Raw genomic sequence first — 18,980 nt, 5'->3', positions numbered from 1 at the left:
GCTTCATCGACCATCTTCAAGTTTAAGCAACCGGCCACCGGGACCGCTTCTCAGCGAAGGCAATCGGTTTTGGCGGCGTTGCCGGTCACACTGTGTTATTTTGATCCGACGAGGAATTGGGACTTACGAGCGTGACGCGAAAACTGGTGGCGATCCTGGTCGCAGATGTGGTCGGCTACAGCCGCCTCGCCGGTGCGGACGAGGATCGCATCCTGGCGCGGCTGAGAACGCTGCGCAGTGACCTGATCGATCCGACCATTGCCGTGCACAATGGCCGTGTGGTCAAGCGTACCGGTGACGGAAGCCTCATCGAGTTTCGCAGCGTCGTGGACGCCCTGCGCTGCGCGATCGAGGTGCAGACTGCCATGGTCGAGCGCAATATCGGCGTGCCGCCAGAGCATCGCATCGAGTTCCGGGTCGGGATCCATCTGGGAGATGTGGTCGAGGAGAGCGACGGCGATTTGATGGGCGACGGCGTCAATATCGCCGCGCGGTTGGAGGGAATTGCCAAGCCCGGCGCCATCTGTCTCTCCGAAGACGCCTACCGCCAGGTGAGAGCGCGAGTGGATCTTGCCGTGACCGATCTCGGCAAGATCCAGCTCAAGAATATCGCTGAACCGATGCAGGTTTATTCGCTTCAGATCGGAACTCCGCAGCCGAGCCCGGCACGACAGGTACAGCCCGCAATCGAAATGCCGTCAATTCCGGCCGTTCCTGACAAGCCGTCAATCGCCGTACTGGCGTTCAACAACATGAGCGGCGATGCCGAACAGGAGTATTTCTCCGACGGTATCAGCGAGGACATCATCACCGATCTCTCGAAGCTGTCCGAATTGCACGTGATCGCCCGCAACTCATCCTTCGTCTACAAGAATGTAACAGCCTCCGTGCCTGAGATGGCCAAGGCGCTCGGCGTCCGCTATGTCCTTGAGGGTAGCGTACGCAAGGCCGGCAACCGCGTGCGTGTCACCGCCCAATTGATCGACGCGAGCAACGGCGGACATATCTGGGCGAGCCGGTTCGATCGCGACCTCACCGACATTTTCGCGGTTCAGGATGAGCTCACGCAGGAGATCGTGGCCGCGCTCAGGCTGAACCTCACGCATGGCGACCAGGATCGACTAGCCCAAGGGCGCGCACTCAATGTCGACGCCTACGAGTTGTTATTGCGTGGCCGCGAGCAGGCGTCGGCCCATACCCGAACCGGAAACAGAGCCGCCCGCAGCATGGCGGCCGACGCGCTGGCCATCGATCCGCAATATGCGGCCGCCCAGGCACTCATTTCCTTCACCCATGTGCTCGACTACGTCAACGCCTGGAGCAACGATCCGGAAGGGTCGCTGCGGATCGGGATAGATCTCGCGCAGCAGTCCGTGGAGATGGCCGAGGAACAGCCTAACGGCCACTTTGCACTCGGCATGGCTTGCATGTGGAACCGGGAACTGGACCGAGCGCGGGCAGAAGTGCAGCAGGGCCTCGCGCTGCAGCCCAACTCCGCCGAGCTCCTGTTGCTGATGGCCCATATCCAGATATTCTCCGGCGATCCCGCCGGGGCCCTGGAAACACTCGATGCATCGATGCGGCTCGACCCGCACCATCCTGAAATTCTCTTCCAATTTCGCGCCGATGCGCACTTTTCTCTCGGCGAGTACGAACAAGCGATTGTCGCGATCGAGCAGCGGCTCCAACAAAACTCCCAGTCGGAGACCGCCTACGCCCTGCTTGCCTCATGTTATGGGCACCTCGGCCGGCCGGAGGAGAGCCGGCGGGCCTGGGAGAAGGCACTCCGGATCAATCCTGATTTTTCTGTCGAGCGCCGCCGGCGGGTTCTTCCATTCCGAAACCCCGAGGACTTTAACCGCCGTGTGGAAGGGCTACGTAAGGCAGGACTTACAACGGCGGATCTTGGTCCTTGCTGAGGGAACCTGCTGTCGAGCCGATACGGCGAACAGCTCATTTTATGGGCGGACGCGCGAGAAGCCTCTCAGATCACGCCTTCTCCACGGGGAATGCGGCCGGCGAACATGATGCCACTTTGGGCAACTGTAATGGCAACGGCACGGCACCTGCTGTAAGATATCGGTTAGCGGATCGGACACCCGGAAAGAGCTGGTATGGAGCGCCGTCTTGCAGCAGTCCTGATTGCGGATGTGGTCGGTTACAGCCGCCTGAGCGAGATCGACGAAGAGGGAACGCGTATCCGCTTCCACACCGACCTGCACGAGCTCTTCGAACCGAAAATCGCCACGTACCACGGCCGCCTGATCAAGACCATGGGCGACGGGATTCTGGTTGAGTTCCATAGCGTGGTGGATGCTTTGCGCTGCGCCGTCAAAATCCAGCAACAAAAGGCGGAACGCAATGCGGCGCTGCGGCCCGAGCAGCGGATGCTTTTCCGCATCGGCGTCAATCTCGGCGATATCATCGTCGAAGGGGAGGACATTCACGGAGACGGCGTCAACATAGCCGCGCGGCTGGAGAGCCTTGCCCCACCCGGTGGAATTTGCATATCCGGCACCGCATTCGATCACACGGTACACAAGGCTGAGGTCGGCTTCTCGGCTCTCGGTGAGCAGCAACTGAAGAACATAGCCGATCCGGTTCGCGTCTATCGTGTTCTGCTGGACCCCTCTGAGGCAGGCAAGGTCGTCGCCTCTCGTCGGCCGCGCCGCCGGGCGATTATTCTGGCCACGCTTGCAGCGCTGCTGATCGCGACCACCGCGATTGTCTTCGCATGGCCATGGCCGTTTGTGCCGCAACGTCCATCTGTCGCGGTGCTTCCTTTCGCCAATTTGAGCAGCGACGCCGGCCAGGATTATTTCACCGATGGCATTACAGACAGCCTGATTGCCGATCTGACCATGCTTTCGGACCTTGACGTCATCGGTCATAATTCGGTGTTTGCATACAAAGGCAAGCCTCTCGTTTTGGCCGACATCGGACGCGATCTCGGCGTGCGTTTTGTCGTTGAGGGCAGCGTGCAACGGATAGGCGATCAAATCCGCGTCAATGCGCAACTGAGCGATACCGCAAGCGGCGACCACCTATGGGCCAACCGATTTAACCGCGCCGCGGCAGATGTCATGGCTGTGCAGGATGAGCTCAGTCGGCAGATCGCCGAAGCACTCGGCTTGAAACTCACTCAATCCGAGGCGGAGCGGATTACCCGTCCGCCGACCGCCAATCTCGAGGCATATGACTACTACCTTCGTGCCGAGCAGGCGACGCGCACCGGCCGCCGTTCCCGGCTGCTCGAGGCACTGGCGCTCTTTGACAAGGCGGAGGCGCTCGACCCCGGTTTTGCAGAGGCCTTCGCAGCCGACGCGCACGCGACCGCTTATGTCTGGCGAAGCGCGTACGACGACGTTCTCCAGAGCGCGTTGGCGCGAAAAAGGGCCTACGAGAAGGCAAGTCGCGCGCTGGCGCTCGACCCGGCTCTTTCATCGCCATACGCCGTTCTTGCCGTCATGCAAGTCGTGGACCGCCGCTACGAGCAGGCGGTTGCCTCGGCGCAGCAGGCAGTGTCGCTTGGGTCTGCCGATGCCGAAGCTCATATGGCATTGGCATACGTTCAACTGTTCTCCGGTAATCATGCCGAAGCCGGCGCGGCCGTCGAGACGGCGCTCAGGCACGATCCGAACCTCTCTGCCATCAATCGATACACGGCTGGCCTGGTGTTTTATTTGCAGCGCGACTACACGAAGGCCATCGACAGCTTCGAACGCGCGCGCGATGGTTCTCCGGGAAACGGCGATTTCGTTACCCCACTCGCTATGGCCTATGCCCGTGCCGGTCGCCTCGATGCCGCTCGTGCGACTGTCGCCGAAGGACTTCGCTTTCTGGCTGGGCGCGATTCCCTGGCGGCCTGGCGTATCAGCAATGCCCATTTCCGCAACGAGCAGGATTTGGCGTTTATCCTCGATGCCCTACGCGAGGCCGGCCTGCCGGAATGGCCGTTCGGTTTCAAGGGTAATGAGCAGGATCGGCTGCACGGTGACGAAATCGCAAGCGCCGTCATGGGCAAACTCCTCCGGGGCAAGACCGAACCCTCAGGAAGCCCTGCACTCATGCAAATCGAACGCGACGGCAAGGCGGCCTTCCGCGCGGCGACGCAGATGATCACCGGAACGGTTTTCGTCAATGGGGACATGCTCTGCGAGCAGAGCGAAAACGCATTTGGACGAGCCGATTGCGGACCGGTCTACAGACCTGCAAACCTGCCCGCTGAAACCAGCTATGCTTATGTGAACTCCACCAAGGTCTTCTATTTTTCGCCCGTCAAATAGCCGCGCTCCGCTTGCGTTCAGTGATACTGATCCCGCTCGAGATCGGCTGCGACCTTCGGCCAGTTTCTATCGGCTTTCGGCACTGCTTCGGCCACGTGAGCGGCAAACCCCTCCGCCGATCCCTTGTCGTAGATCAGGTAAAGCTTGCCGTCGATGATCTTGAATGCCTCTGGGTCGACGTTGATCGTCACCGATCCGAGAGCCACCTCGCCCGCGCAGTAGCCGCCATACTGAGGGGCATATTTGATCGGCTCGCTGATGAACATTTCGCGGTGTTTGGCATTGGCGAAAAGCCACGGCGTCCCCAGCCATTCGTGGGAGAATTCCTCGGAGCCTTTCACCGCCTTGCCTTCGGTGAAATAGGCTACGGGGTCGTATCCCATGATTGCCACGCCGCCGAAGTACCCCGTGTTTACCGAGTCGTCGGCAAAAGCCCGCGATCCACCGACAGCTGCCAAAGCCAGCAGGAACACCGCCATAGAGCGACCAATTCCTCCCGCACCGCTTCTGGTCCCTGCATACATCTGCGCCTCCTATTCAATCATGGATTTCCATGCACTTTGCGTATTCTTTCTCGCCGATGCGGCTGGCCGGAGGGCAAGGCGCGCCATGCCGCTTGAAAAGTCGCACGATGTCCGTGTTGCCCTTCCAGATCGCCCGTGTGATTGGCGTGTAGCCGTGAAGCTCGGCATGACCGACGTCAGCCCCCTCAGCCAGAAGAAACGTGGCGAGAGCGACGTGATTTTCCTCACCGGCTACCATCAGCGGCGTGACACCCGCTTTATTGGCCGCGTCGTCGAGCGTCGCGCCATGGTGGAGCAGCAGCTTGCTGATCGGCAAGCTGCCGGAAAAGGCTGCGGCATGAAGCGGCGTAAAGCCGCCCGAGTTCCGAGCCATGACGTCGGCACCTTTGCCGATCAGCAATTCAGCTATGGCGAGCTGGGCTCCGAGCGCGGCGTTGATGAGAGGTGTTGCCTCGTCGCGTGCCCGGCTATCGACATCGGCACCGGTAGCCAGAGCCTGCTCGACGGCGGCGGCGTTTCCGGTGGCAACGGCATCGAACAAGGGGCTCTCCGCAGCGGCCATTGTCGCTGTGAAAATCAACGCCGCCGATGCAAGCAGCCTACGCATGGCTCAGCCCCCGAAAGGTTACCAAAGAAAATAGCACAAGCTGCGGGTTTTGGGTAGGCACCGAGGACGGTAGGAGCTTGGACTCTCCTACATCAGGCTGCCGGGTAACGCGTCGGCCAGACAGGATGCTAACGTCTATCGTGACCACCGGGCGATGATTTCGTCGGTATTTGCCAGCGCCTTGCGGACTGCGTTGCGCGCCATGTTCGGTCGCTGCAATCGGATGCTTTTCTCAATATTTTCATGAAGTTTCAGCGCGTATCGCAAATTGTCTTCCTCTCGCGTGACGTGGGCGAAGAGGTGGTTCAGCGCCGATTCGATCAAGACGCCGAGCGGCACCAGCAGATCATTTCCGGAGGCGCGTAAGATCGCGATGTGAAATCGCGTATCGGATTCAGTTCGCTGCTGGAGCGATGTCGCCTGATCCATGTCTTGCAGGGCCTGACTGATCGCATTCATCTGCTCTTCAGTCCGGCGCTCCGCAGCAAGCGCAGTCGCTTCCGGCTCGATCATATGTCTGAGTTCTTGCACGGCCCTCAGAAACGACTCGCGATCGGGAGATGCGGCGTACCAGCCCAAGACATCTCGATCCAGCAGGTTCCAACGCTCCCTGGGTTCGACCCAACTGCCGATTTTGGGGCGGGAAGAAAGCAGGCCCTTGGCCATCAGCATCTTGATCGCTTCGCGCACCGCCGATCGGCTGACGTCAAAGACTTCCGACCATTTTGCCTCATTTGGCAGGATCGTGCCCGGCGGATAGTCGCCGCGCACGATTCGCAGACCGATCTCGCCTGCCAAAGACACATGAACACTCGCCCCAGTCATGCGGGGAGAATTTGGGCGCCTTGTGGTGGCCGAGCGGTCAACCGTCACCACCTCGACCGCAGCCGTTGGCTTTCCCGATTTCTTGTCAGGCATTTATTTCTACTGCCTCAGCATTCTTTCGACTGTCTGCACGTACTATCAAAACAATCGTAATAACGAGGAAGTCGCCTGCGATTGACGCCGGCACAAAGCGCGGAATTCAGGGCGCGTCAAGCCCAGCGGATCTCTCGATCCGTCTCGTGAGAACAGTCGGCGCACCCTTGAACCGGGTGCGCCAAACCGTGAACCTACTTTTGAATGCAGGTGTCGACTGTATCCTTTGTGCACTCATCGAGCCCGGTGAAGACCGGATCTTCAACCGGCTTGCCGGCAATCAGATCCATCATCACCGACGGTGCCTTGTAGCCCATCTCGAACGGTCGTTGGCCAACGAGAGCCGTCACCAGTCCTTCCTTCGCAATGGCGACCTCGTCGCCGATCGTGTCGGCGGCACCAATGACGAAATCGTTGCTGGCGATCTTGTCGGCCATCGGCTTGAACAGGTCGCGATAAGGTTGCGGCGCGCCGAACAATGGCCAGCCACCCATAATACCGAATGCGTCCAAGTCGGGATTGGCCGCGAGGATATCGGTCATTGCCTGAACGCCTTTGGCACCGTCGTCATTGGTGAACACCGGGCAGCCGGCGACCTCGGTCCAGCCACCCTCGCCTTTCAGCTCGGTCAAGCCTTTCTGGCCAGTAAGCGTGTCGCGCATCCCCTGTGCGCGGCGTAGAATATTGTCCGCTCCCGGATTGCCTTCGATCGTGCAGATCTTGCCGCCCTTCGGCTTGCCCTTCTTGATGTATTCGCCGATGCGGGCGCCCATCAGGTAGTTGTCGGTGCCGAGATAGGTCTTGCGCAACGCTGCATCCTCGGCGGCAAGATCGGCATCGAGCGTCATCACCGGAACCGTCGGATTGGCCGTCTTCAGGGTCTGGGCAATGAGCTTTGCATTTGACGGCGATATTGCGATTGCAGCCGTGTCCGCCTTGCCCAACATATCCTGAACGATCTGCGCTTCGCCGGCTTCATCGGATGTCGATGCCGGACCGGTGTAGAAGCATTCGTATTCCGAAGTGGGGTTCTCCTTGTTCCATTTCTGGCAACCTTGATTGATTGCTTCGAAGAACGGATTGTCGAGGCCCTTGACGACGATGACGAGTTGCTTCTTGGCCAGGGCCTGCCCGGCGGTCAGTGCTAAAACTGCGGCTGTAAGTAGTAGTGCCTTCCTCATAGCTTCCTCCCTTGAAACAGACGGACACCGCGTGCCCGCCACACGAAATCAACCCGGATACCAGACGATGCGAGGCTCCTCCTTTGAACGCTCGTATTGCCAGGCCGAGTCGATAAGCATTTCGAGATCGTAATTTGGCTGCCAATCCAGCAGGTATTTCGCCTTGCTGTTGTCCATCCAATTGGAATGGAAGCGGCTCGGTATGTCGACAGAGCCGAGATTGCGCGTGCGCAAGAGATAGGCGGCGACTTCAGCATAGTCGACGGGGCGATCCATGCAGATATTGAAGAGTTGCCGCTCCGCCCGCGGATTGTCGATCGCTGCCAGTATTGCCGATACAAGGTCATCGACATGGACGAAACTGCGCTTCAGTGCACGTCCGTCGGCATCCAAGAGCAGCGGCACCGTACCCATCGCCGCATAGCGCCGTGCCGCTTCTTCCGGGACGAGCGTCTTCCAGTCCGGGCCGCCAAAGACGTCGTCTCCAAAAGACAGCGAATACTTGAAATCGTCCTTTTCCATGATCCAGGGCGCGCGCAGACAACAGCCATTGAGGCCATACTGAATGCCAAACTGCTCCAGCATGACCTCTTCCAGGACTTTGGAGAGCGCATAGCTTCCCGGATAGGCACAATGGCGGGCATTCTCGGTGATCGGGCCGTCGTGGCGATAGTGGAAATGTCCCACACCCGCATCACCACCGATCAGGATGAACTGGCGTGCCGTCACGCTCGTACGGAACTCCTCGAGCAGCCAAAAGAGACCTTTGACCGTGACATCCATGATGTCTTCAGGCGTTTCCTTGCATGTGGCGAGATGCACGACATGGGTAACGTCAACCAGCGCCGCTGCCACGACATCGCGATCGGCGATTGAGCCTTGGAAGACATCGACACGGTCGGTCGCCTCGTACAAACGATTATGACAAAGCGCACGAATACGGGCTTTGGAAAATCTCGGATCGTCAAGCAGCCCAGCAATGAAGCGCCGCCCGACCTTGCCCGTCGCTCCGGTCACAAGGATCAGCATGCCGTTTCTCCCCCATTAATAGCTAATATCTGCGCGCCACTCTCGTCAAATGATATTTGTCTGACAAAACAGATTTTTGCGACAATAAGGTCAATTGCCGGGACAATGAGTTGACGCTGTCGCAGGGTTTTGCGTAAATGCTCCCGATCGCTTTTCGTGGGAGGATACTGGAAAAGCGCACTCGCCGGAGCCTTGCCTCGAAGACAAGCAGGGTTCGGTGCGATGGATAGCCCGCAGGTTTTGGGAGGCGAGGAGGCTGGTGGCGGTTCTTGAGCTCAGCAATGTTTCCAAACATTTCGGTGCCATCCAGGCAGTCAACGATGTTTCGTTTTCGCTCGAGGCGGGGCAGGTTGTCGGCCTCATGGGCGACAACGGGGCTGGCAAGTCCACACTGGTGAAGATGATCGCCGGCAACTTTCGACCGAGCCATGGAACCATGCGGCTCGACGGCGCCGATCTCGTGCTTCATCGGCCGAAGGAAGCGCGCCAGCATGGCATTGAGATCGTTCACCAGGATTTGGCGCTCTGCAACAATCTGACGGCGGCAGCGAACGTCTTCCTCGGACGAGAATTGCGCCGCGGCGTATGGCCTCTTCGCATCCTCGACCACAAGGCCATGTACAAGCGCGCCGGCGAGATATTTCGCGAGCTCAAATCCGAGACGCGGGCGCGCGATCTCGTCAAGCAAATGTCAGGCGGCCAGCGCCAAGCGGTCGCGATCGGCCGCACGATGCTGTCGGAAGCGAAAATCGTATTGATGGACGAGCCGACCGCAGCCATTTCCGTGCGCCAGGTCGCTGAGGTTCTGAATCTGATCCGCCAATTGCGGGACCGGGGCATTGTCGTTGTCCTGATCAGCCACCGCATGCCCGACGTCTTTTCGGTCGCCGACCGTGTGATCGTGATGCGGCGAGGCAGAAAAGTAGCCGACAAGCAGATTGCGGCAAGTTCGCCGGAGGAAGTGACGGGACTGATTACCGGCGCCATCGAACAGGTGTGATCGATGCTATCCGTTGCAACAGGAAGGAAGAAGGTCGACGATGGCGATTACACTTGACCAAACGATCGGACAGAAGCAACGGAGCTGGCTTGCAACGATCATGAGCGGCCAGACATTCTGGGTGCTGATTGCAGTCATTCTCGCCTGCATTTTTCTGTCGATGGCGACGGACTCCTTTGCGACGGCGAAGAACATCTACAACATCACCCGCAACGTCACCTTCGTCGCAATTATCGCGCTCGGCATGACGCTGGTCATCATCACCGGCGGCATCGATTTGTCCGTTGGCTCCGTACTTTGCCTGTGCAGCATGGTGCTGGCGGTCGTCATGCATGCGGGCTACAGTATTGAAGTCGGCATCGCCGCCTCAATCGGTACTGCTCTGTTGGTCGGAGCTTTCAACGGCGTCTTGATTGCCTATCTCGGCTTCCCCCCTTTCGTCGTCACGCTCGGCATGTTGTCGATTGCGCGCAGCCTTGCGATGGTTGCATCAAACAACACTGTGGTTTTTGAGTTCGGACCTGATCACGACAAACTGTTGGCGCTGGGTGGCGGCGCCTGGGTTTTTGGCATCGCCAATCCAGTGCTTTACATGGTCGTGCTGGCACTCATTACCGGTTTCGTGCTGCGCTGGACCAAGTTCGGCCGCTATGTCTTTGCGATCGGCGGCAATGAGCACGCCGCGACACTGACGGGCGTTCCCGTGCCGAGGATCAAGGTCATCGTCTATATGATTTCGGCCCTCTCGGCGGGGGTTGCCGGCATCATTCAAACCGGCTGGCTCGGCGCCGTCACCACAAATATCGGCGCCGGGATGGAACTTCAGGTCATTGCCGCTGCGGTTATCGGCGGCGCCAATCTGGCCGGCGGCGTTGGCACCGCCTTTGGAGCCTTGGTCGGCGCCGCACTCATCGAAATCATCCGCAACAGTCTTGGCCTGCTTGGCATCAACGCGTTCTGGCAGGGCTGCTTTATCGGTGGCGCAATCGTGCTCGCCGTCCTTTTCGACCGGCTTCGCAACTTGCGCCAGGGCGAGTAGACGAACCCGGCTCTTAAGAGACTTCTGCGGGTCGCGCCCGCGCCAAAAGCGGCGGTACGCTCAAGCAGTCCGGCCTTGTTCCGTCCGCTTTGTTGTCTGCCCGTTGCCATTGAAAAAGTGCACCTTCGAGACATCGGCGGTGAGCCCTATTTGGATTCCCGCCTTCATGTCACCACCGTCGTGCAGGACGAGGCAATCGTGCCCGTCCGGCAACTTGACGTGGAGCAGCGTTACCGCCCCGGTATATTCGCAAAGCCCGACGGTCCCGTGCAGCGCCCCGTCTCGAGGCTCCACGACGATCAGATGCTCCGGCCTTATCCCGATGGTCTCGGCGGCGGCATCCGCTGCCGTTGCGCCTGTCAGCAGTGGAGCGATATCTGCCGGGAGCAGATTCATTTTTGGGCTGCCGATGAATTGCGCCACGAAGATATTTGCCGGCCGCTCGTATAGTTCCCGGGGGGAGCCGACCTGCTCGACACGGCCGTCGCGCAGAACCACGATCTTGTCGGCGAGCGTCATCGCTTCGATCTGGTCGTGCGTTACATAGATCATCGTCGTGGAGAGCCGCTTGTGCAGTGCGGCAATTTCAGAGCGCATGTGCACGCGCAACTCTGCATCGAGGTTCGACAGCGGTTCGTCGAACAGGAAGACATCCGGATTTCCGACGATGGCCCGGCCGATCGCTACGCGCTGCCGCTGGCCGCCGGAAAGCTCGCGGGGATAGCGATCGAGCAATGCATCGAGCTTCAGCGTCGCGCTTGCTTCATCGACGCGTTTCTGACGCTCCTGTGCCGGAACTTTGCGGACCTTGAGCCCGAAACCCATATTGTCCCGGACGGTCAGATGCGGATAGAGGGCATAGGATTGGAAGACCATGGCCACGCCGCGTTTCGAAGCCGGCACTTCGTTGACCACCCGGCCGCCAATCGCAAGTTCACCGCCGCTAAGATATTCCAACCCCGAAATCAGCCGCAGCAACGTTGACTTGCCGCAGCCCGACGGACCGACGAATACGACGAACTCGCCCGGATCGATCCTGAGATCGACGCCGCGGATGACCTCGACGGCACCGAAGCGTTTTTCGATGCCTTTAAGCGATACACTGCTCATGAACGAAAATTCCTCATCCCTTCACGCCTGATAGCGCAAAACTTTCGATGATCTGCCGCTGGGCGATCAGATAGACGATCAGGATCGGCACCACGGCAAGGCTGGTAGCGGCAAGCTGCAGGTTCCACAGCGGTAAGCCGTAGCTGTCGTTGAAGTTCGACAAGGCCAAAGGCAGCGTGAACATGTCGAGTGAGCTCAGAAAGATCAGCGGCTCCAGGAACAGGTTCCACGAGAACAGAAAGGTGATGATGGAAACCGCAGCCAGGGCCGGACGTGCCATCGGCAGCGCTATCTTCCACCAAACGCCGAAGCGTGAAAGGCCGTCCATCTTGCCGGCTTCTTCCAGTTCCTTGGGCAGGGCCAGGAAATACTGGCGCATCAGGAACGTTGCCATCACCCCATGAGGGCCGAAGGTAGGCAGCAGGATCAGCGGCCAGTGAGTATCCACCAAACCAAACCAACGCATCAGGAAGAAGTTCGGAATGATCGTCACTTCCTCCGGCACCATGAGCGCCGAGATCAGAAAAAGCATCAGCAGCCCGGCGCCGGCAAACCGCATGCGCGCCAGCGCATAGCCGGCCAGGGACGAGATGAAGAGGGTGAGCGCCGTCACCACGATCGCGATGTAAAGCGAGTTGAAATACTGCCGGGCGAAAGGTTGGTATGTGAACACTTCGACGAAATTCTGCCAGCGCCAGACGCGGGGAATAAGCGTCGGCGCGCCAAATATCTCGGTCACGCTCTTGAAGCCTGCAGACACCATCCAAACGAATGGGAACACAAAAGGAATGGCGGCGATCAGCAGTGCGATCGTCCAGCAGGCCCGGTAGAGAATCTGGATTTGGCGCTGGGTCACTCCGATCCCTTTCTCCGCAGCATCACCTGCACCAGGGTCAGCGCCATGATCATCACAAACATGATCATGGCGAGCGCCGAGGCATATCCAACATTGAAGAACTTGAAGCCCTGCTGGTAGATGTAGAAGGCAAGCACCAGTGTGCCGTTTTCCGGGCCGCCACCGGTCATCTGATATATGTGATCGAAGACCTTGAAAGAGCCGATCGTCGTGATAACCATGATGACCAGCGTGGTCGGCGCCAGCAACGGCCAGGTGATCATGCTGAAAATCTGCCGGCGTGAGGCGCCCTCCAGGCGCGCTGCCTCTTCATAGTCCCGCGGGATCGCCTGCAGCGCCGCAATGTAGAGGATCATGTTGAGGCCGACCATCTTGATGACACGGGTGACGATGACTGCTGCCATTGCCCAGCTCGGTTCACGCAGCCAGTTTGGACCGGTGATCCCGACCAGCGCCAGCACCTGGTTGATGAAACCGCCTTCTCCCTGCAGCAGAAATTTCCATACGATTGCCCAGGCGATGGCCGAGGTGATGACGGGGGCGAAAAACACCGTGCGAAAGAACACGACGCCGAAGAACGGCCGGGAAAGGGCGAGCGCCAAGGCGAGCGCGAGCGCCATGTTGAGCGGCACGAGACCGATCGCGAAAATAACCGAATTGCGTACCACAAGCCAAAAGTCAGGGTTTTCGAGGAGCGCATTTTGAAAATTGGCAAGGCCGACGAAGGTGGCTTGCTGGCTGAGCAGGTTCCATTCGGTCATTGAATAATAGACCACTGCGCAGAGCGGACCGAGGAAGAAGATGAGGAACCCGATGAAGGTAGGGCTGACGAACAGCCACGCCTCCATCATCTCTCTCATCTTCAACGTCAGCCAGGTCTTTTGGCCGGTTCGAATGGAGTTATGAACGGTATCGGCCATCTTCGTTCTGATCAAAGCAGCGGCTGGATTGCCGTGCAGATGCCCTTGATGGCGGCATCGACATCGGCATCCGGCTTCCACAAGGCATCGACGCGAGGCGCCATGGCGGCAAGGATCTGTGGCGCTTTTTCGTTAGCCGAGACCACCCGGCCCTTTTCTATAGCGGCAGCCACATTCTCCATCATCTCGGGCGGCACCAACTTGTTGCCGTTGATGAATGCATCGGCCTGCAGAACGCTCTTACGGGCGGGCGGGAAGAACTGCGCCATGGTGGCGACGTTTTCCTTGTCGGTCATATGCGCCACGAATTCCGCAGCGATTTCCGTATTCTTGCCTTGGGCGAACACAACAAGACTGGCCTGGCCGATAACGGGTGACTCACCACCTGGGCCGGTGGGCAACGGTGCGATGCCCCACTTGAAGCCAGCTTCCGCCATCTTCGAAGCACGGGAAATCTGGTTGACCGTCATCGCCGAATTGCCGGAGAAGTAATCGCCCTGTTCGCCCGGCGGAACGATGGACTTGTCCTTGAAGACCATGTCATGCAGCTGCTTGACCGCTTTGACGGCTTCGGGCTTGTCGAAGCCGCATTCCTTGTTCGACCAGATATCGCCACCATAGGCGCGGATCGGCGGCAGAAGGGCATGGGTCATGCGAGAGGCATAGCCTTCGCCATCCTTGAACTCGAAGCCCCATTTGCCGGGATTGGCTTCCGCGAGCTTCTTGGAGACTTCCTGGAACTTGTCCATGTTCCATTCGCCCTTGGCGGCGAGCGTCAGCGGGTCTTCGAGGCCCGCTTTGTCGAACATGTCTTTGTTGTAGTAGATCATGAAAGGCGAGGTGGAGAACGGAATGCCGTAGACCGTTTCGTCCTTCTGCCAGAGGCCCATGGCCGGCTTCGAGAAATCATCGAAATCATAGCCTTCCGCCGCCTTGAGCGTCGGGCCGAGATCCATCAGAAGATTGGCGTTTTCGAAAGCCGGAGCGGCATCCTCCATCATCCAGGCTATGTCGGGAGCATTGCCGCCGGCGATCTGGAAGGTCAGTTTCTGCGTGTAGTCGCTGACCGGCACGGTCTCGAACTTCACGTTCACGTCGGGATGTGTGGCTTTGAAGCTCTCCGCGATGCCATTCAGCATCTTCAGATGAGCCTCGCTCCCGGTCCAGACCGTCATGCGGAGATCCGTCGCGAAGACGGCAGACGTCGATATGAACAATGTCAACGCGGATGCTGCGATACCTGCTAATGCGGCCTTCATGGTTTCCTCCCTTTTTGGTCGTGGGCAATCAGCTTTCACCGAATGAATGCAACGGCATTCGCCCGGAGTTTGGCTGCAAGCTGCGGCGGATGGCTCCGCCGCCTGATCTCGAAAACCTTGCGGCAGGCCGCTCACCCGGCAGCGTGCGGAAGGCTCCCGGGCGCGTCTCCGATCGACCATCCTCCGTCGACCGGGATATTTGCACCCGTAATGTAGCTGGCAGCATCGCTGCACAAAAAAACAAACGCCCCAACCAGGTCCTGCGGCTGGCCCGGCCTGCCCACAGGGATCTTGGCGGCAACCGCTTTGCGGAACGCCGGGTCGCCGTAGCGCGCGGCATTGGCTTCGATCTCGATCGCACCCGGCGAAACCACATTCAGCGTGACGCCGCGATGGCCGACTTCGCGCGCAATCGACCTGATCGCAGTCAACTGCGCCGCCTTGAGCGACGCATAAACGACCGTTTCCGCCCGCGGCCGCGCCGCCATGATACTGCCTGTGGCGACGACCCTGCCCCAGCCCCGCTCGGCCATCGGTGGAACCAGCTTTGCCGTCAGCGTCAGCAGCGCCGAGAAATTCGATGCCACATGGGCGTTGACATGCGTCTCGTCCAATTCCTGCCAGGGCCGCCGATGTTCGATGGCGGCATTGGCAATGAGGATATCGATCGGGCCGTGTGTTCTGAGCACTTCATCGGCAAAAGCTTGCGTCGCACGTCCGTCAGTGAAGTCTGCTTCCAGCACCGGCGCTGTGCTGCCGGTCGCCCGGGCAACCTCACTCGCACCCTTCTCATTACCGAAATGATGCAGGATCAGTTCCGCTCCATGCTCCGCAAGGCCAAGCGCAACAGCCCGGCCGATGCCGGAACTGGCACCGGTTACCAGCACGCGCCGGCCTTTCAGTGAGAAGCGCGCGGCGCTCATCGCTCGGCATCTTTCAACTTGTCGGCCACCTCGAGCGAGGCAATGTCGGCAGCTTCGAAATGCTCACGGATTTTTTGCTCGGCGAGGTCGGCATCACCAACCGCAATTGCGTCGTAGATCGCGTGATGCCGGTCAATCGTTGCCCGCCAGTCAGCGTCGCTGCGATTGGCGCGACGTGAAAACAATTCCGACACCTCGCGCTGCACGGAACGCATGCTCTCCATGTGCACGCGGATCATGTAATTGCCCGTCGTCACGGCAAGGCCAAGGTGAAACAGGATGTCGGCGGCGGTAAAGCCGGAGGGCTCCTTAACAGAAGCCAGCATGCCCGCCAGGCCCTGCCGCATGATATCCAGACCTTCCGGATCGCGACGTTCGGCGGCGAGCCGGGCAATTCCCGTCTCGACGACGCGGCGCATTTCATTGGCTTCGCGCAGCCGCTTGAGACTGGAACGCACCGCGTAGCCGTAGATCTTGTCCATCGATTCGCCGCTCAGCGCCTTGGCGCGGGCAACCTTGCCTTGTTGGGTGAAGATCAGCCCGGCTGCGGTCAACTGGCGAAGCGCCTCGCGGGCGATCGGCTTCGAGACACCGAACTCCCTGGCGATCTCCCCTTCGGGCGGCAACGGCTCGCCAGGCGAGATGCGCCCATCAAAGAGTGCGGCGGCAATCGCATCGGACACCCCATCCGCCAACCGCGAAGGGTTAGGTGGCTTGGCGGTGAAAACGGGTTTCCTTTCGGGAATTTCACTCATCTCGGTCCTCATATTCGCAAAACTAACATGCGGTTTCCAACTTAGCAACTAGGTTTATCAGTTGCCAAGTCATCAACATCTAGCTAGGAATAGCAGACACGCCCCAAAGCAGCGAGCAAAACTAGAGCAGCGAGCAAAACATTGGGAACGAAAGAGCCGATGGATTCTGTGCAAAGTTCGACCGGACAGGCGATCCTCATTTCAGATGTCATCGCTCATCCGCTCAGCCAGACGCTGCCCAAACCGACCGTCACGTCCTGGGGCACCTATCACAAGGTCTCGATGGTTCTGGTCGAGGTGCGCACCGATGCCGGCATCGTCGGCGTCGGTGAGGTGCTGGCCCGGTTTTCGCCCAAGGCCTATGCGGAACTGATCGAAACCTCGTTAAAGCCATGGCTGATCGGACAGGACGCACGCAATATCGGCGCGCTCTGGCAATCCATGCGGCGCTCGCTGTCAGGCCGCGCCGGCGGCATGCTGATCGAGGCAATCGCCGGCGTCGACATTGCGCTGTGGGACATCATGGGCAAGGCCGCGGGCATGCCGATCGCCAAGCTGCTTGGCGGCATCGGCCGGGAAACGATCGATGTCTATGCCGCCGCCGTAAACTGGGTCGACGATACTGAGGCGGATCGGGAACTGGAGCGCTATATTGGCGAAGGATTCCCGCGCATCAAAGTCAAGATGGCCAATCCCGTCAAGGAAGCCTGCCGGCGCATCGAACGGCTGCGCAAGCGCGCCGGCGACGATATTGAACTCTGTGTCGACGCCAACTGGGCCTATGATCTGGACCAGGCAATCGAAGTCGGCAGGTCACTGTCGGCCAACGGCTATTTCTGGTTCGAGGAGCCGCTGGCGCCGGAAAACGAGCAAGGCTACGAAGAACTTCGCAAGCGCTGCGACGTGCCGCTCGCAGCCGGAGAGAGCAACTTTACCGCCGATCAGGCGCAGCGTCTCGTCGCCAACCGCACTCTTTCAATCCTGCAGCCGGATGTTGCCCGTGCCGGCGGCATATCCGAAACACGGCGCATGGCTGACTATGCCGCCCTCCATGATGTGGGCTACGCCCCGCATATCGGCATGTCCGGCATTATCTGCGAGACGGCCAGCGCGCATCTGGCGGCCGCCCTTCCGAATTTCCGGATGATGGAATGTGAATGCGATCTTAGCCCCTTCAAGCGCGACCTGGCCGATCTGGCGCCCGGCTGCCTGCGCCAGAAGAATGGCCAGCTCGACGTGCCGACACGGCCGGGTCTCGGCATCGAAATCGATTGGGACGCCGTCAAACGGCTCCGCATACAGTGAGGTCAACGCCATAATGACGACATCAGCCCCCTCTTCCCCACCGGACATGATGGAAGCCATGAGGCTCGCCATGCTTCGCGCGGATCCGGCGCTCAGCCGTTTCGATCCTCTGCCGCGTATCCTGTCCTTTGACGATTTTTCGCGCGGGCATTGCGGCTGGTCACAGTTGGTCGGCAATTACGAGGACAGCCTCGACGTCATGCTGCCGGGCTTTGCCCAGCACTCGAGCGCCATGCTCTCAACTCTCGGACATTGGGATGCAGGATCCCACGGCGGCATGGACTCGTCCTATGCGCTAAAGATCGCCACGAAGGCAAAACCCGGTGCGCAGAACGTTGCAATCAAGCGTCACACCTTCCGCAAGCGCGGGCCGATCCGTTTCGAGATTTTCTTCACGTTCAAGCCGGAGGCGACGGAACTGAAACTATCGGAAACCGACGTGCGATCGATCGGTTTTCTGTTCGACCTGCAATGCGGCGACCGGGACGGAGACGGCGAGCGGGTTATGCCACATCTGCGATTTCTCAATGCACTCGACGGCAAGCACCTGCAGAAATGGCAGTACAAACGTGAGACCACGTCCTTCACCGCCATCGGGCGGGAAGACAAGACCGTAAGCCACTATCACCTGGCGCCCGAAGGCTGGCTGGACTTGCCGGATGGTGAACAACGGCTCTGCTACAACGAGATCCCGACGAAGGTGAACTGGAGCTATATGCGCTTCGATTTCGACCTCGCCTCCATGAAGGCGACCGGCTTGCAGTGCAACGACCGGAATTTCGACGTATCCGGCTTCGAGTCGATCCGGATTCCGGCGATGAAAAACCTCTGGTGCATGCTGAACTTCTGCCTGTTCGCCGAGACAGATGTCGCCAAGCGCGCCTTTCTCTACGTCGATTCCATCTGTATTTCAGGGGATTTTTGATGCTTCCCGAAAACATCACGGCGGTGATAACCCGCAATGAGTGCTGGAGCGGCGACGCCGCCAGCGAACCCTATGAGGCCGGCTGGGCGCATGAAGCCGTGTTCTTTATTCGGGCATTAAAGCCTCCCGTCGGCACTGTATCCAAGGGCTGGGTGGAAATCTCGCCTGACGGCATGCACTGGGTTCGGGAAGGAACGGAATTCGTCATGCCGGGCGAACAGGACGGCGTTGCCGTGGCTCGGCTCAACTCCTTCGGCAATTGGCTGCGGGTTGCAACCCGCTTTGCAGATGGCGCTGAATGCACCGTGCTGGTGACCCTTCATCTGAAGGCCTGACTTGAGAA

18 protein-coding genes are annotated in these 18,980 nt (G+C 59.5%); 7 read left to right on the top strand and 11 right to left on the bottom strand.

What is annotated here, in order from left to right; translation table 11 throughout:
- The first annotated feature begins 131 nt into the window (after positions 1-131).
- Complete coding sequence (locus B5P46_RS27095; protein WP_129421434.1) at positions 132-1,919, top strand: adenylate/guanylate cyclase domain-containing protein; 1,788 nt, start codon at positions 132-134, stop codon at positions 1,917-1,919.
- Between the two features lie 195 nt (positions 1,920-2,114).
- Positions 2,115-4,286: an adenylate/guanylate cyclase domain-containing protein gene (locus tag B5P46_RS27090; RefSeq protein WP_164986557.1), complete on the top strand. Its 2,172-nt coding sequence runs from the start codon at positions 2,115-2,117 to the stop codon at positions 4,284-4,286.
- Positions 4,287-4,303: 17 nt separating this feature from the next.
- Here B5P46_RS27090 and B5P46_RS27085 read toward each other — a convergent pair whose 3' ends face one another.
- The 5 genes from B5P46_RS27085 to B5P46_RS27065 form a co-directional block, all read right to left on the bottom strand.
- Positions 4,304-4,810: a YHS domain-containing (seleno)protein gene (locus tag B5P46_RS27085; protein WP_129421432.1), complete on the bottom strand. Its 507-nt coding sequence runs from the start codon at positions 4,808-4,810 to the stop codon at positions 4,304-4,306.
- 13 nt (positions 4,811-4,823) lie between these two features.
- Positions 4,824-5,417 carry an ankyrin repeat domain-containing protein gene (locus tag B5P46_RS27080; protein ID WP_129421431.1) on the bottom strand — a complete coding sequence of 198 codons (594 nt, stop codon included), beginning with the start codon at positions 5,415-5,417 and terminating at the stop codon, positions 4,824-4,826.
- A 135-nt stretch (positions 5,418-5,552) separates the two neighbouring features.
- Positions 5,553-6,335: a FadR/GntR family transcriptional regulator gene (locus B5P46_RS27075; protein WP_129421430.1), complete on the bottom strand. Its 783-nt coding sequence runs from the start codon at positions 6,333-6,335 to the stop codon at positions 5,553-5,555.
- Between the two features lie 194 nt (positions 6,336-6,529).
- Positions 6,530-7,516: a substrate-binding domain-containing protein gene (locus B5P46_RS27070; RefSeq protein ID WP_017961839.1), complete on the bottom strand. Its 987-nt coding sequence runs from the start codon at positions 7,514-7,516 to the stop codon at positions 6,530-6,532.
- A gap of 48 nt (positions 7,517-7,564) precedes the next feature.
- A complete protein-coding gene (locus tag B5P46_RS27065) occupies positions 7,565-8,545 on the bottom strand; it encodes an NAD-dependent epimerase/dehydratase family protein (RefSeq protein ID WP_129421429.1) in 981 nt (326 codons plus the stop codon).
- A 259-nt stretch (positions 8,546-8,804) separates the two neighbouring features.
- On the opposite strand from B5P46_RS27065, the gene B5P46_RS27060 reads away from it, so the two are divergent.
- Together B5P46_RS27060 and B5P46_RS27055 are read left to right on the top strand one after the other, a co-directional pair.
- Positions 8,805-9,545, top strand: coding sequence for an ATP-binding cassette domain-containing protein (locus tag B5P46_RS27060; RefSeq protein ID WP_017961841.1), 741 nt, complete (start codon positions 8,805-8,807; stop codon positions 9,543-9,545).
- Between the two features lie 40 nt (positions 9,546-9,585).
- A complete protein-coding gene (locus tag B5P46_RS27055; protein WP_017961842.1) occupies positions 9,586-10,584 on the top strand; it encodes an ABC transporter permease in 999 nt (332 codons plus the stop codon).
- A gap of 60 nt (positions 10,585-10,644) precedes the next feature.
- On the opposite strand, the gene B5P46_RS27050 is transcribed toward B5P46_RS27055, so the two are convergent.
- The 6 genes from B5P46_RS27050 to B5P46_RS27025 all read right to left on the bottom strand — a co-directional run bounded on the left by B5P46_RS27050 (position 10,645) and on the right by B5P46_RS27025 (position 16,407).
- Positions 10,645-11,694, bottom strand: a complete 1,050-nt coding sequence (locus B5P46_RS27050; RefSeq protein WP_129421428.1) for an ABC transporter ATP-binding protein — start codon at positions 11,692-11,694, stop codon at positions 10,645-10,647.
- Between the two features lie 13 nt (positions 11,695-11,707).
- The gene (locus tag B5P46_RS27045; protein WP_129421427.1) at positions 11,708-12,550 is read right to left on the bottom strand and encodes a carbohydrate ABC transporter permease; all 843 of its coding nucleotides are present in this window, start codon (positions 12,548-12,550) and stop codon (positions 11,708-11,710) included.
- Entirely contained in the window at positions 12,547-13,470 is a 924-nt protein-coding gene (locus tag B5P46_RS27040) for a carbohydrate ABC transporter permease (protein WP_129421426.1), read from the bottom strand. Before B5P46_RS27040 ends, B5P46_RS27045 begins: the two co-directional genes overlap by 4 nt.
- 11 nt (positions 13,471-13,481) lie before the next feature.
- Positions 13,482-14,729, bottom strand: coding sequence for an ABC transporter substrate-binding protein (locus B5P46_RS27035; RefSeq protein WP_129421425.1), 1,248 nt, complete (start codon positions 14,727-14,729; stop codon positions 13,482-13,484).
- Positions 14,730-14,860: 131 nt separating this feature from the next.
- Positions 14,861-15,652 (bottom strand): SDR family NAD(P)-dependent oxidoreductase, encoded by a 792-nt coding sequence (locus B5P46_RS27030; RefSeq protein ID WP_129421424.1) that lies wholly within the window; start codon positions 15,650-15,652, stop codon positions 14,861-14,863.
- A complete protein-coding gene (locus B5P46_RS27025; protein ID WP_129421423.1) occupies positions 15,649-16,407 on the bottom strand; it encodes a FadR/GntR family transcriptional regulator in 759 nt (252 codons plus the stop codon). The genes B5P46_RS27030 and B5P46_RS27025 overlap by 4 nt, the downstream gene beginning before the upstream one ends.
- A 159-nt stretch (positions 16,408-16,566) precedes the next feature.
- On the opposite strand from B5P46_RS27025, the gene B5P46_RS27020 reads away from it, so the two are divergent.
- From B5P46_RS27020 to B5P46_RS27010, 3 genes are read left to right on the top strand one after another with little or no spacing between them, the layout of a single operon-like run.
- Positions 16,567-17,712 carry a mandelate racemase/muconate lactonizing enzyme family protein gene (locus tag B5P46_RS27020; protein WP_129421422.1) on the top strand — a complete coding sequence of 382 codons (1,146 nt, stop codon included), beginning with the start codon at positions 16,567-16,569 and terminating at the stop codon, positions 17,710-17,712.
- 58 nt (positions 17,713-17,770) lie between these two features.
- The gene (locus B5P46_RS27015) at positions 17,771-18,637 is read left to right on the top strand and encodes a DUF6772 family protein (RefSeq protein ID WP_017995038.1); all 867 of its coding nucleotides are present in this window, start codon (positions 17,771-17,773) and stop codon (positions 18,635-18,637) included.
- Entirely contained in the window at positions 18,637-18,972 is a 336-nt protein-coding gene (locus B5P46_RS27010; RefSeq protein WP_129421421.1) for a hypothetical protein, read from the top strand. The genes B5P46_RS27015 and B5P46_RS27010 overlap by 1 nt, the downstream gene beginning before the upstream one ends.
- The last annotated feature ends 8 nt before the right edge of the window (positions 18,973-18,980 follow it).

The sequence above is a fragment of the Rhizobium leguminosarum genome (genome assembly GCF_004123835.1).
Classification (GTDB): domain Bacteria; phylum Pseudomonadota; class Alphaproteobacteria; order Rhizobiales; family Rhizobiaceae; genus Rhizobium; species Rhizobium leguminosarum_M.
Note: the sequence above shows the minus strand (reverse complement) of the source record. Positions and strands in the feature narration are given on the sequence as shown.

Excerpts from the sequence above, each read along its gene's own strand:
- B5P46_RS27090 (WP_164986557.1), top strand. The coding sequence starts at position 2,115 with ATGGAGCGCCGTCTTGCAGCAGTCCTGATTGCGGATGTGGTCGGTTAC.
- B5P46_RS27085 (WP_129421432.1), bottom strand. The coding sequence starts at position 4,810 with ATGTATGCAGGGACCAGAAGCGGTGCGGGAGGAATTGGTCGCTCTATG.
- B5P46_RS27080 (WP_129421431.1), bottom strand. The coding sequence starts at position 5,417 with ATGCGTAGGCTGCTTGCATCGGCGGCGTTGATTTTCACAGCGACAATG.
- B5P46_RS27075 (WP_129421430.1), bottom strand. The coding sequence starts at position 6,335 with ATGCCTGACAAGAAATCGGGAAAGCCAACGGCTGCGGTCGAGGTGGTG.
- B5P46_RS27070 (WP_017961839.1), bottom strand. The coding sequence starts at position 7,516 with ATGAGGAAGGCACTACTACTTACAGCCGCAGTTTTAGCACTGACCGCC.
- B5P46_RS27065 (WP_129421429.1), bottom strand. The coding sequence starts at position 8,545 with ATGCTGATCCTTGTGACCGGAGCGACGGGCAAGGTCGGGCGGCGCTTC.
- B5P46_RS27055 (WP_017961842.1), top strand. The coding sequence starts at position 9,586 with ATGGCGATTACACTTGACCAAACGATCGGACAGAAGCAACGGAGCTGG.
- B5P46_RS27050 (WP_129421428.1), bottom strand. The coding sequence starts at position 11,694 with ATGAGCAGTGTATCGCTTAAAGGCATCGAAAAACGCTTCGGTGCCGTC.
- B5P46_RS27040 (WP_129421426.1), bottom strand. The coding sequence starts at position 13,470 with ATGGCCGATACCGTTCATAACTCCATTCGAACCGGCCAAAAGACCTGG.
- B5P46_RS27035 (WP_129421425.1), bottom strand. The coding sequence starts at position 14,729 with ATGAAGGCCGCATTAGCAGGTATCGCAGCATCCGCGTTGACATTGTTC.
- B5P46_RS27030 (WP_129421424.1), bottom strand. The coding sequence starts at position 15,652 with ATGAGCGCCGCGCGCTTCTCACTGAAAGGCCGGCGCGTGCTGGTAACC.
- B5P46_RS27025 (WP_129421423.1), bottom strand. The coding sequence starts at position 16,407 with ATGAGTGAAATTCCCGAAAGGAAACCCGTTTTCACCGCCAAGCCACCT.
- B5P46_RS27020 (WP_129421422.1), top strand. The coding sequence starts at position 16,567 with ATGGATTCTGTGCAAAGTTCGACCGGACAGGCGATCCTCATTTCAGAT.
- B5P46_RS27015 (WP_017995038.1), top strand. The coding sequence starts at position 17,771 with ATGAGGCTCGCCATGCTTCGCGCGGATCCGGCGCTCAGCCGTTTCGAT.
- B5P46_RS27010 (WP_129421421.1), top strand. The coding sequence starts at position 18,637 with ATGCTTCCCGAAAACATCACGGCGGTGATAACCCGCAATGAGTGCTGG.